10 protein-coding genes are annotated in these 12,624 nt (G+C 66.8%); 3 read left to right on the top strand and 7 right to left on the bottom strand.

Translation table 11 applies throughout. From position 1 onward, the window contains the following. Positions 1–73 precede the first annotated feature (73 nt). Positions 74–1,264, bottom strand: a complete 1,191-nt coding sequence (xylA, locus tag BJ997_RS15665) for a xylose isomerase (RefSeq protein ID WP_035838384.1) — start codon at positions 1,262–1,264, stop codon at positions 74–76. A 121-nt stretch (positions 1,265–1,385) separates the two neighbouring features. Between xylA and BJ997_RS15660 the strand changes: the two genes are divergently transcribed. Beyond that, positions 1,386–2,645 carry an FAD-binding protein gene (locus BJ997_RS15660; RefSeq protein ID WP_035838386.1) on the top strand — a complete coding sequence of 420 codons (1,260 nt, stop codon included), beginning with the start codon at positions 1,386–1,388 and terminating at the stop codon, positions 2,643–2,645. A gap of 108 nt (positions 2,646–2,753) precedes the next feature. Here BJ997_RS15660 and BJ997_RS15655 read toward each other — a convergent pair whose 3' ends face one another. The 6 genes from BJ997_RS15655 to BJ997_RS15630 form a co-directional block, all read right to left on the bottom strand. Beyond that, entirely contained in the window at positions 2,754–4,304 is a 1,551-nt protein-coding gene (locus BJ997_RS15655) for a mannitol dehydrogenase family protein (protein ID WP_236629083.1), read from the bottom strand. Continuing rightward, positions 4,294–5,235, bottom strand: coding sequence for an ABC transporter permease (locus BJ997_RS15650; protein ID WP_084141509.1), 942 nt, complete (start codon positions 5,233–5,235; stop codon positions 4,294–4,296). Before BJ997_RS15650 ends, BJ997_RS15655 begins: the two co-directional genes overlap by 11 nt. After that, entirely contained in the window at positions 5,235–6,167 is a 933-nt protein-coding gene (locus BJ997_RS15645; protein WP_035838388.1) for an ABC transporter permease, read from the bottom strand. The genes BJ997_RS15650 and BJ997_RS15645 overlap by 1 nt, the downstream gene beginning before the upstream one ends. Next, positions 6,164–7,291, bottom strand: a complete 1,128-nt coding sequence (locus BJ997_RS15640; protein WP_035838390.1) for an ABC transporter ATP-binding protein — start codon at positions 7,289–7,291, stop codon at positions 6,164–6,166. Before BJ997_RS15640 ends, BJ997_RS15645 begins: the two co-directional genes overlap by 4 nt. A gap of 3 nt (positions 7,292–7,294) precedes the next feature. Next, entirely contained in the window at positions 7,295–8,521 is a 1,227-nt protein-coding gene (locus tag BJ997_RS15635) for an extracellular solute-binding protein (RefSeq protein ID WP_035838392.1), read from the bottom strand. A 73-nt stretch (positions 8,522–8,594) separates the two neighbouring features. Then, the gene (locus BJ997_RS15630) at positions 8,595–9,605 is read right to left on the bottom strand and encodes a LacI family DNA-binding transcriptional regulator (RefSeq protein WP_183323597.1); all 1,011 of its coding nucleotides are present in this window, start codon (positions 9,603–9,605) and stop codon (positions 8,595–8,597) included. A gap of 245 nt (positions 9,606–9,850) precedes the next feature. Here BJ997_RS15630 and uxaC point away from each other — a divergent pair, with 245 nt between their 5' ends. Beyond that, a complete protein-coding gene (gene uxaC, locus BJ997_RS15625; protein WP_035839206.1) occupies positions 9,851–11,335 on the top strand; it encodes a glucuronate isomerase in 1,485 nt (494 codons plus the stop codon). Further along, positions 11,332–12,564 carry a D-mannonate dehydratase ManD gene (gene manD / locus BJ997_RS15620; RefSeq protein WP_035839203.1) on the top strand — a complete coding sequence of 411 codons (1,233 nt, stop codon included), beginning with the start codon at positions 11,332–11,334 and terminating at the stop codon, positions 12,562–12,564. The genes uxaC and manD overlap by 4 nt, the downstream gene beginning before the upstream one ends. The last annotated feature ends 60 nt before the right edge of the window (positions 12,565–12,624 follow it).

Here is a 12,624-nt window from a genome sequence, read left to right as displayed (position 1 = left end):
CACAGGTGCGCGGCGCCGGGGACGGAACTGGGCTCAACGCCTCACCGGCGCCGCGGCATCCGCTCGTGATGGGCTAGCGAGCGCCGAGCAGGTGCTCGAGGGCCAGCTGCTGCAGGCGCACGAAGCCGAATCCGTGGCCGCCGAAGTAGGCATCCGTATCGAAGTCTTCGTACGACGCGCGGTCGGCGAGCAGGTCGTCGTAGGTTTCGCCCGGGTTGAGCGTGGGCTGCGAGAGCTCGGGGACCTGGCTCGCGGCGAGCAGCTGCTGCACCTCCGGGTCGGCGCGGAACGACGCGGCGCGCTCCTTGAGCAACAGGTAGGTGCGCATGTTGGCCGACACGGAGTCCCACACGCCGGTGATGTCTTCGGTGCGCGAGGGCTTGTAGTCGAAGTGACGCGGTCCGTCGTAGGACTGGCCGCCGTTGGGGCCGCCGTTCTCGAGCAGGTCGACCAGGGAGAACGCGTTCTGCAGGTCGCCGTGCCCGAACACCAGGTCCTGGTCGTACTTGATGCCGCGCTGGCCGTTGAGGTCGATGTGGAACAGCTTGCCCTGGTAGAGCGCCTGCGCGATGCCGGCCGTGAAGTTGAGCCCGGCCATCTGCTCGTGGCCGACTTCGGGGTTCACTCCCACCATCTCGGGTCGCTCGAGCGTGGTGATGAACGCCATCGCGTGCCCCACCGTGGGCAGCAGAATGTCGCCGCGCGGCTCGTTGGGCTTGGGCTCGATGGCGAAACGCATGTCGTAGCCCTTGTCGGTGACATAGTCGCCGAGCAGGTTCACGGCCTCGCGATAGCGCTCGAGTGCCGAGCGGATGTCCTTGGCCGCGTCGTACTCGGCGCCCTCACGTCCGCCCCACATCACGAACGTCTTCGCGCCGAGCTCGGCGGCGAGGTCGATGTTGCGCAGCACCTTGCGCATCGCGAAGCGGCGCACGGCGCGGTCGTTCGAGGTGAAGCCGCCGTCCTTGAAGACCGGGGCGCTGAAAAGATTAGTGGTGACCATCGGTACGATCAGGCCGGTGTCGGCGAGGGCGCCCTTCAGGCGGTCGATCTGGTTCTGGCGCGCGGCATCCGTGGAGCCGAAGGCGAACAGGTCATCGTCGTGGAAGGTGAGACCGTAGGCGCCGCGCTCGGCCAGGTTGGTGACGGCGTCGACCACGTCGAGGTCGGGACGCGTCGGGCCGCCGAACGGGTCAGTGCCGTTATAGCCGATCGTCCAGAGGCCGAAGGAAAATTTGTCGTCGCGCGTGGGCTGGTTCGCCATTAAGTGCTCCCGGTGATGTACGTGAATTGTTCTGTCTCCAAACATATTCGATGCAGAGGTGATGTCAAGGGGCTCAGGCCGGTTATGTTGTTGTGAACACCTAATATTCGATCGGGCAAGGATGCGGATTGTGACTACTGAACTGAACTGGGCCGGAAACTACCGCTACGAGGCAGTGCGCCTGGTAAGCCCTGCCACCGTGCCCGAGCTGCAGGAGGCCGTGGCCGCGGCAGACAGGGTGCGGGCGCTCGGCTCCCGGCACTCCTTCAATGACAGCGCGGACACTCCCGGTACGCTCGTCTCCCTCGCGGGTATCCCCGCTGACCTGGACATCGACGAGGCGGCCTTGACCGTCACCGTGGGCGGCGGCACCCGGTACGGGGTGCTTGCCGAAGAACTCTCGCGCCGTGGGTTCGCGCTGCACAACCTCGCGTCCCTGCCGCACATCTCGGTAGCCGGGGCGATCGCCACCGGCACGCACGGATCCGGCGACCGCAACGGCAACCTCGCGACCGCCGTGCGGGCACTTGAGCTCGTGACCGGTTCGGGGGAGCTCATGAGAGTGACCCGGGAGGTCACCCCCGACTTCGCCGGCATGGTCGTGGGGCTCGGCGCGCTCGGTATCGTCACCCGGGTGACCCTGGCGATCGAGCCCACGTTCGACGTGCGCCAGGACGTGTTTGAGAACCTGCCCTGGTCACGGGTGCTCGCCGACTTTGATGAGGTTACGGGTGCCGCCTACAGCGTGAGCCTGTTCACGGACTGGAGCGGCGACGCCGTCGAGCAGGCGTGGTTGAAGAGCCGGGCGCCGTTCACCGGCCGTCCCGAGTTTTTCGGCGGATCGCCCGCGACAGTGCCGCGGCATCCGCTGCCCGGAATTTCGGGGTCGAACTGCACCGAGCAGCTCGGGGCGTGGGGCCCCTGGCACGACAGGCTGGCGCACTTTCGCCTCGCGTTCACGCCGAGCAATGGAGCGGAGCTACAGAGCGAATACCTCGTGCCCCGCGAGCACGCCGTGGTGGCCATCGAGGCGATGCGCGGCCTGTCGAGCGTGATCACGCCGCTGCTGCTGGTGAGCGAGGTGCGCACGGTGGCCGCCGACGACCTGTGGCTGAGCGCCAACCAGGGGCGCGACGGCATCGGCCTGCATTTCACCTGGAAGCCCGAGCAGGCGGCCGTGGAGAAGGTGCTCGTGCTCATCGAAGCAGCGCTCGCGCCGTTCGCCGCGCGCCCGCACTGGGGCAAGCTGTTCGAGCTGCGCGCCGCCGACCTCGCACCGCTCTACCCGCGGTTCGCCGATTTTCGGGACCTCGCCGAGCGGATGGACCCGCAGCACACGTTCCGCAACGACTTCCTGAAGCGCACCGTCTTCGGCGGCTGAGCTGCGGCCCGCGGCATCCGCCGTGAGAGCGGGGAGCGGAGGCCGCCGGCCCGGCCCGAGGATTACCTGAATTGGCCACCGGGGCCGGGTGTGTTCCGGGCGCGAGCCTCAGCCGGAGTGGCCTACGAGGCGCTGCACCGCGGCGAGCTGCGCCACGACGGCGTCGCGGAAGGCGACCGACGTGCCCACGGCAGGCGGAAAGACCTCCGCGAGGGCGAAGAAGCGGTCCACGAGAGCGGCCGGTTCCGTGACCGCGGCGTCGACGGACCCGGCTGTCGTCTGCAACAGGGCGGCGAGCGGGTCGTCGAGGGCGGGACCGTGCGGGGCCAGGGTCGACGTCACGAACGTGATCCAGGCGGCCACGGTGAGGGCGAGCCCCCCTGGCGTGTGGCCGGCGGCGAGCCGGTCGGCCACGGTACCGAGGATGCGCGTGGGCAGCTTCTGCGAACCGTCCATTCCCACCTGAAGGGTGGTGTGCGGCAGGTTCGGGTTGGTGAAGCGCTCGAGAACACTGTCGCGGTACTCCTCGAGGTCCATCCCGAGCGGCACATCGAGGGTCGGCAGAATGTCGCCGTCAATCGTGCCGCGGGCCGCCGCCCGGAGGGCCGGGTCGGCGATCGCCTGCGCGATGGTCGCCAGGCCCGACAGCGCGCCGAGGTACGCGAGCTGGGTGTGCGTCGCGTTGAGGATGCGCAGCTTGGCGCGCTCGTACGGTGTCACGTCGGCGGTCAGGATGGCTCCGGCCAGCTGCCACTCGGGTCGCGGTCCGGCGAAGTCGTCCTCGATCACCCACTGGGTGAAGGGTTCTGCCACCACGAGCGCTTCGTCGCGCAGGCCGAGAATTCCGAAGGCCTCTGCCCGGTCGGCGGGCGTTGTTGCCGGTGCGATGCGGTCCACCATGCTCGACGGAAACGAAACGGATGCCCCGAGCCAGGCCAGCAGGTCATCTCGCCCGGCGCTCGGCGCAAGCGCCTGCACCAGCGAGAACACCAGGGCCCTGGCGATGGCGCCATTGTTCACGAGGTTGTCGCACGAGAGTACGGTGAAGGGTTCCCCGCCGCTGCGGAAACGACGGGCGAGGCCACGCACAAGCAGTCCGATCGGACTGCCGGAAGCGGGCAGGCCCCCTTCGCCGAGCAGTTCTCGCTCGATCAGGGCGAGGTCGTGCTGCACGACCGGAAGGCTCAGGTCGATGCCGTCCCCCGCACGGAGGTAGCCCTTTTCCGTGATCGTGAGGGTGGCGATGTGGGTCGTGGGCAGGGCCAGCGTGGCGGCGACCTTGTGGGAGTCCCGAGCCGGCCAGGCCACATCGCGAACCGTGCCGACGATGCGCAGCGAGGTGGCGGCGGCACCCTTCTGCAGCACGCTGTAGAGGCAGTCCTGGGGCTGCAGCTGACGAACCACAGAGTCCGTGCGCCCGGTGACCCCGAGGATGCCCCACCGGGTGTCGCCCGTGGCGGCGGCGGCGTCTTCGGTGAAGACGGCCTGGTGCGCCCGGTGAAAGGCCCCGATTCCGAAGTGCACGATGCCGATCGTGAGCGTTGCCGGGTCGACGCGAGGGCCGGTGGCCGGCCCCGGGTGCTCGCCGCCCACCGTTTCGAGCGACAGCCGCTTGGCCGTCCCTGTCGTGTCGGTCCGTTCGGTCGGGTCAGTCTTCACGGGAGTCCTTGACCTGGGCCACCAGCTGGGTCGGATTGATGAAGCGGAGGGCGATGATCAGAATGAGCAGCATCATGGCGGTGTAGATCACGCCCATCGAGGAGATGAGCTGGCGGGACTCGCCGCCGCCGGCGCTCGTCATGGCGCGGTAGATGGCCACGACCAGGGTGTCGGAGCTCGGACCCGACACCAGGAAGGTGAGGTCGAACATGCCGACGGTGCGCACGAGAACGAGGATGCTCGCGGCCAGGATTCCCGGGATCAACAGGGGGGCCAGGATCTTGGTGAAGACGCGGTACATGCTGGCCCCGCACATGCGGGCCGCGTTTTCAATGGACGGGTTGATCTGCTCGATGAACGGCGTCATCGTGATGATCACGAACGGCACTGACGGCACGAGGTTCACCAGGATGACGGCGAGCACGGTGCGGCCGAGGCCGAAGTTGTACATCACGGTTGCGAGCGGGATGCCGAAGGTGATCGGCGGGATCAGGATGGGCAGCAGGAACAACAGCATCACGAGCTTCTTACCCGGGAAGTTGCTGCGGGCGAGCACGTACGACGCCGGCACCCCGATGATCACCGAGATCACGATCACGGAGAAGGCCACCAGGAGTGTCACCCCGATGATGTGCGTCAGGTCGAATCGCGCCCAGGACTCCTGGTACCAGCCCAGAGTGAAGCTCTCCGGCAGCCAGGTGTTGAACCACGGCTTGCCGAGCGAGTCCACGAGCACGCTGAGCACGATGCCGAACAGGAAGATGAAGAAGGCCGCGATGCCGAACCAGACAAACCAGGTGCCGGGTGAGGCCACGAGGGATTTCTCGCCGGGCGCGAGCTTGCCACGATTGCGGTTCTTGACGATGTTGACCACCTCGGTGGGTGGAGCGGCCTGCGGTGTTGGTGTGGACGTCAGCTGTGAGTTGGACATCAGCCCTTCCCTCCCGTTGAACCCTTATAGAGGAAGGAGCGGCCCAGGAACACGAACGCGATCACGATGAGTTCCACCACCCCCATCATCATTGCGATAGTGGATGCCATGCTGTAGTCCAGCTGCTCAGAGAACGCCCGGTAGGCCATCAGCGCGAGCACCCGGGTTTCACCGGACGCGTCACCCACGAGTCGTGCGGACGGAAACACGCTGAACGCGAGCACGAACGTGAGGATGAACGTTGTGGCCAGTCCTGGCGCGAGCAGCGGCAGCGTGATGCGGCGGAAGCGCTGCTTCCAGTTGGCGCCGAGGGTCTTCGCCGCGGCTTCGAGCGAGGGATCGATGCCGGACAGGTACGACGAGATGAGCAGGTACGCGAAGGGGAAGCCCGAGATGATCAGCGACAGCATCACGCCGAGGTAGTTGTTCACGAGCTGGAGCGGCTGGTCGATGATGCCGTTTTCCAGCAGGAACCGGTTGAGCCAGCCCTGGCGTCCGGCGAAGATCAGCAGCCCCTGGGCGGTGAGCACGGTACCCAGCGTGATGGGCAGCACGAGCAGGGTTTGCAGCATCCGCTTTCCGCGGAACTTGCTGCGCAGCTTGAAGGCGATCGGGATGGAGACGAGCACGTTGAACAGCGCGGCGGGAAGGGCGAGCCTCAGAGTGAGCCAGACGGAGTCGAAGATGAAGTCGTCCCTGAAGAACGCCACATAGTTGGCGAAGATTCCGCCGCCCCACTGATCCTGCGTACCGGCGAGTGGCTGGAAGGTGAGCCCGATGCCGTAGGCGAAGGGATACACGAACAAGAGCAGCGCGAAGACGATGGCCGGCACGAGCAGCAGGAGCTTCGTGTCGACTCCGCGTTCGGCCAGCCGGTGCTTGAGGCTGGCCGACCCCCGCGCCCGCGAGCCCGTATTGGTGGCGGACGTCATGACCGCACCACTGAGAGTTCCCGGGGCGCGGCGACACCGTCGAGGCTCGTACGGTAGACGAGCGCTCGGGCCGGATCGACGGTGAGCTGCACCGTCGAACCGGGAACGAGCGCCGTGTAGGCGTGCACGAAGAGGTTCTGGCCCTGGGTGGTGGTGACCTCGACCGCGAACTCGCGGCCCTGGTACTCGACGACGTTCACGGTGGCCTGCACGGTGTCGCGACCCGACGGTGTGTCGGGCCCGGCCACGAGAAGGTCCGACGGGCGGATGGCGACGCGAACGGTGTCGCCGACGGCCGCCGGCTGGGCGAGGGTCGCCATGATCGAGATGCCCCGGCCGGTTACCCTGGCGAGGTCTCCCACGACGGATTCGACCTGGAGGTCGACGATGTTGCGGTACCCCATGAAGTCGGCGACGTGCCAGTTGGTGGGGTTGTTGTGCAGCTGCTCGGGCGTGCCGATCTGCTGCACCCGTCCCTCCCGCAGCACCACGAGCCTGTCGGCCAGCGAGAGAGCCTCCTCCTGGTCGTGCGTGACGTAGATGGTGGTGAGCCCGAGGGACTGGTGCAGTCGACGGATCTCGGTGCGCATCTCCAGCCGCAGCTTGGCATCGAGGTTGGACAAAGGCTCGTCCATGAGCACGAGGCGCGGTTCGAGCACGACGGCGCGGGCGATGGCGACGCGCTGCTGCTGGCCGCCCGAGAGCTGGCCCGGCAGCTTCTTGGCCTGTTCCTGCAGCTTCACGAGGGCGAGGCCGTCGGCGACTCGCCGGGCGACATCCGCTTTGGGCAGGTTGCGCATTTGCAGGCCGAAGGCGATGTTCTTCTCCACCGAGAGGTGGGGGAAGAGGGCGTAGTTCTGAAAGACCATGCCGAAGTCGCGCTTCTCGGAGGGCAGCACGTCGATGCGCTTGCCGTCGATCAGGATTTCACCGTGGGTGAGCGGCAGGAGGCCGGCGAGGCAGTTGAGGGCGGTGGACTTGCCGCAGCCCGACGGTCCGAGCAGGGCGATGAATTCGCCCGCCCGAACCGTGAGGTTCAGGTCGACCAACGCATTGTGGCCGCCGAAGCTGCGTCCGACGTTTTTCAGTTCGAGGGTGTCAAATGTGTTGGTCGACCGTGTCATGAGTTACTGCCCCTCAAATTTTCCCGAGCCGACTTCGCGGTCCCAGATGTCAAACGCCTGCACGAGAGCGGCAGGCTCGAGCGGAGCTGCCTTGGGCATCTCCTCGATCAGGTCGTCATACCAGTCGCGGCCGAACTCGGCGATCACGTCCTGGCTGGCCTGGGGTGCCTTGTCGAGCGTGGCGCCCTCGATGGCCGGGCCGGGGTAGAAGTAGCCGGTGTCGTACGCCATGGCGTTGGTCTCCGGGGTGAGCATGTCCTGCAGCAGCAGTAGGATGGCGGACATCTTGTCGGCGGTCTGGCCCTGCGGGACGACGGCGTAGTGGGCGTCAGTCACCCAGGTGAAGTCGTCGAAAGGGGCAGCCTCGATGCTCGCGGGCATTTTGGCCGTGGCGCGTGGTTCGATGTCCCAGCCGGTGGTGGTGGGGATCATGGCCCAGGTGCCGTCGGCCATGTTGGAGATGACCTGCCCGGTGCCGGTGGGGTAGTTGTTGATGGTGAGGCCGAGCTGTTTGAGGTAGGCCCAGGTCTTGTCCCAGCCGTTCACGGGATCGGTCGGGTCGGAGTCACCGAGGATGTAGGGGAGGCCCTGCAGAAAGGTGCGGCCGGGGCCGGAGTTGGCCGGTCGCGCGTAGCCGAACTTGCCGGGGTTGGCCTCAGCCCAGGCGAGCACCTCTTCGGGCGTCGTGGGAACGTCGGTTACGACCTCGGGGTCGTACTGCAGCAGCGGCCCGGAGGGGTAGTAGGTGGTGACGACTCCGAAGCCCTCGGCGATTTCCTGCATGTTCGCGGCGGGTTCGATGTAGTCGGCCTGGTTGGACAGGCGGTCGGCGTAGTCGGTGACGAGCGGAATCCAGAGGTCCTGGCCGATGCCCGCGGCGAGGCCGTCGGTTCCGGTCATCACGAGGTCGATGGACAGGCTTCCGCTGTCGACCTGCGGCTTGATGGACCCCACGAGGTCCGGAGCGCCTGCGCTCTCCCAGGTGACGGCGGAGATCACGTCGGGATTCGCCGCCACGAAGGCGTCGACCATGGGGCCGGTCAGCTTCTGGTTGCCGGCCACGTCGAGGATGTTCAGCGTGACGGGTGCCGACGGCTTGTCGGGCACCTCGGAGGCGTTGGCCGCCGGCGTGGCGGGCGCGGCTCCGGAGTTCGGTGCGCTGCACCCCGTGAGAACGAGCGCTGCCACGGCGACTGCCGCTGTGACATAGGTGCGGGTGAAAGCTCTCATTTCGATTTCTTTCCTTCTGTTCTGACCAAACGGCTGTGTCTGGAAGCTGTGGGAACGCTGACGCAGGTGCTGCCTACTGAGCGGATGCTGTGGTGCCGGCCGGCACGACGCCGGTCGACTGTCGTACGACGAGTTCGACGGCGATCTCCACGTTGGGTCGTGGTCCGGTTGACCGGCCGAGAACTGTGTCCAGCAGGGCATCGACACTGGCGCGCCCCATCTGGATGCGGGGAAAGTCCACCGTGGTGAGGTTGGGCCAGACCAGGGTGGACATCGGCACGTTGTCGAACCCGGTGACGCTGATGTCGGTCGGCACGTTGATGCCGCGGTGGCGCAGCCGGTCGACGAGCCCGGCGGCGACCAGGTCGTTGAAGGCCACGATGGCCGTGGCGCCGCTCGCGAGCGCGAGGTCTGCCGCCTGGGTTCCCCCGGAGAAAAACGGCGGAAAATTGCCGAGTTCGATCAGGGTGACATCGTCGGACTCGTCCGCGAACTCGCGCAGGGCCACGTCGCGTTCCCGGTTCGACCACGAGGTGATCGGGCCGGCCGCGTAGGCGATCGTTCGGTGACCGAGCGCCACGAGGTGCCTCATCACGGCCCGGGCGCCGCCGCCGTTGTCGAAGGTGATCGAGGGCACGCCGGCCAGGGTGCGGTTGACGAGCACGAGCGAGCTGTCTTCGGCGACCCGACCGACGGCCTCGTCGGAGCCGCGGGGGGAGCAGAGGATCACGCCGTCGACCTGCTTGGTCAGGCTGCGCACCACCTCGTCTTCGAGGAGGGGATCTTCGTCGGTGTCGGCGATGAACACCGCGTAGCCTGCGGCGCGGGCGCGGGCCTGCACGCCCTTGCAGATCGAGCCGAAGAACGGGTTTTCCAGGTCGGGAACGACGAGACCGATGCTGCCCGTGCGACCGGTGACGAGTCCCCTGGCGGCACGGTTCGGGCGGTATCCCATGCTGCGGGCTGTCTCCTGCACGTGCAGGCGGGTAGCCTCTGCGACCTGCTCCGGGTTGGCGAGCGCTCGGGAGACCGTGGAGATCGACACTCCAGTGACCCGGGCCACATCGCGAATAGTCACGACCATGTTGAACACCACCCTGTGTACGGGCCCGCATGGTTGTGGGCCGTGGCTACATTCTGCAAACCTTTGCAGTGTTTCGTCAAGTCACAGTTTTATTACGGCAGAAAGTTTGCCCGAATGCCACGCCAAGGTCTCGCGCTCGGCCTGAATACCTGCATATAGTGGTCTCAACGAGCTTGAAGGCGACGCCTCGACCGGGCTTGACCGACTGTAACAACAATCATTTTGTTTCAATGAGGAGGCAGAAAATGGCGAAGACGCCATGGAAACTTCACCCCGACCGGGCCCTCCCGGCCGAGCCGACGCAGCGAACGATCGCCAGGGAGATCTACGAGAGCGTCGCCGCCCTGCCGATCGTGTCGATGCACGGGCACATCGATGCCGGCTTCATCCGGCGCAACGACGCCTTCGGGGATCCGGCGGAGCTCTTCATCATTCCCGACCACTATCTCGTACGCATGCTGGTGTCCCAGGGCTATCGCCACGAAGACCTCGGCGTTCGCCCCCTGGACGGTGATTCCTCCTACGAGACCGACCATCGGCTCATCTGGCGGCGCTTCTGCGAGAACTGGAAGCTCTTCCGCGGAACCCCCACCCGCTACTGGATGGAACACGAGCTGGCCCTGGTCTTCGGCATCACCGACGAGCCCTCCGCCGCCACGGCCGACGCGATCTACGACCAGCTGTCGGCCGCCCTGGCCACGCCGGAGTATCGCATCCGCTCACTCTTCGACCGTTTCAACATCGAGATTCTCAGCACCACGGATGCGCCGGATTCCGACCTGGCCGAGCACGCGGCGCTCGCCGCGGAGGGCTGGGGCGAACGGGTCGTTCCCACCTTCCGGCCCGACGGCATCTTCTACCCCGATCGCGCCGGCTGGCGGGCCGCCGTGCGCGCACTCGCCGCCCGAAACGGCTCGGACATCACGGACTACGCGAGCTTTCTCGTGGCCGTGCAGGAGCGCCGTCTCGCGTTCGTGGCGGCGGGAGCCCGTGCCACGGACCACGGCCACCTCACCGCTGACACCACCCCGCTCTCCGCAGCGGATGCCCAGCGCATCTTCGCGCAGGCGCTCGTCGGCCCGGTGGACGCGGCCACGGGCGAGGCCTTCGCGGCAAACATGCTCTTTGAGAGCGCCCGCATGTCGGTCGAAGACGGCCTCGTGATGCAGCTTCACCCCGGAGTGCAACGCGATCACTCCGACGCTATTGCCACGGCTTTCGGCCCAGACAACGGCTTCGACATTCCCCTGCCCGTGGACTACACCCGCGGGCTGCAACCGCTGCTCAACGCTTTCGGCCTCGACCCGCGATTTCGCATCATCCTGTTCACGATCGACGAGACAGTGTACTCGCGGGAACTCGCGCCGATTGCGGGGGCGTATCCCTCCGTGCGGCTCGGCGCCCCCTGGTGGTTCCTCGATTCGCCCGGCGGCATGGCGCGGTTCCGTGAACTCGTCACCGAGACCGCCGGCTTCTACAACACGAGCGGTTTCGTCGACGACACGCGGGCGTTCGCGTCGATACCGGCCAGGCATGACCTGGCCCGACGCATCGACGCCGGCTACCTCGCGGGGCTCGTGGCCGAACACCGACTCACCCTCGACGAGGCCACCGAAACAGCGGTCGACCTCGCGTACACCCTGCCCCTGACGGCCTACGCGCGACGCGATACTGCCGCCGCCGGAGCAGCCGCGACCATCCCCGCACCAGGAGAAAGAGCAGCACTATGAGCGTCATCGAACACGCAGAAGTCTTCTTCACGAGTCCAGGACGCAACTTCGTCACCCTGAAGATCACCACGTCGGACGGCGTGACGGGCCTCGGCGACGCGACCCTCAATGGGCGCGAGCTCTCCGTGGTCGCCTACCTGCAGGAACACATCGTGCCGCTGTTGATCGGCCGCGACCCGCAGGCGATCGAAGACACCTGGCAGTACCTCTACCGCGGGGCGTACTGGCGCCGCGGACCCGTCACGATGGCCGCGATCGCGGCCGTGGACGTGGCGCTCTGGGACATCTTGGGCAAGGTGACCGGCCAGCCGGTGTACCAGCTGCTCGGCGGGGCCTCCCGCACGGGCGCTCTCGCCTACGGCCACGCGTCAGGCTCCGACCTGCCCTCGCTGTTCGCCTCCATTCAGAACCACCTCGACCAGGGCTTCAAGGCCATCCGTGTGCAGACCGGAGTGCCCGGCCTCGGCCAGGTCTACGGCGTGGCCACCAACCAGAAGCCCGGAGAGCGCTACGACTACGAACCCGCCAAGCGCACCTCCGTTCCTACCGAAGAGCAGTGGGACAGTCGCGCGTACCTGCGCCACATCCCCACGATCTTCGCGGCAGTGCGAGAGGAATTCGGCTACGACCTTCCCCTGCTGCACGACGGGCATCACCGCCTCACGCCGAACGAGGCCGCCATCCTCGGCAAATCCCTCGAGCCGTACGACCTGTTCTGGCTCGAAGACTGCACGCCCGGGGAAAACCAGGAGGCGCTGCGGCGGGTGCGGGCACAGACGACGACGCCGCTCGCCATCGGGGAGGTCTTCAATACGGTCTTCGACTATCAGACCCTGATCACCGAGCAGCTCATCGACTACGTGCGCAGCGCCGTCACCCACACCGGCGGTATCAGCGCGCTGAAGAAGATCATTGACTTTGCCGCGATCTACCAGATCAAATCTGGTTTTCACGGACCGACCGATATCTCGCCGGTCGGTCAGGCCGCTGCCCTGCACCTGGACCTCGCGATCCACAACTTCGGTATTCAGGAGTACATGAAGCACTCGGAGGACACCCTCTCGGTGTTCCAGACCAGCTACACCTTCGAGAACGGGCTGCTGCACCCGGGCAACAACCCCGGCCTCGGCGTCGAGTACGACGAGGCGCTCGCCGCGACCTTCGACTACACGCCCGCGTACCTGCCGGTGAACCGCCTGCAGCGCGACGGGACCATGCACGACTGGTAGCCCGCCGCATCCGCTCCATCGGGCGCACGCGCATAACTCCTGCAGATCCGGGGCCGGCCA

Origin of the sequence: Cryobacterium roopkundense, assembly GCF_014200405.1 — a bacterium.
Lineage (GTDB): Bacteria > Actinomycetota > Actinomycetes > Actinomycetales > Microbacteriaceae > Cryobacterium > Cryobacterium roopkundense.
The sequence above is the reverse complement of the archived record's forward strand: the minus strand, read 5'-3'. Positions and strand labels throughout refer to the sequence as shown.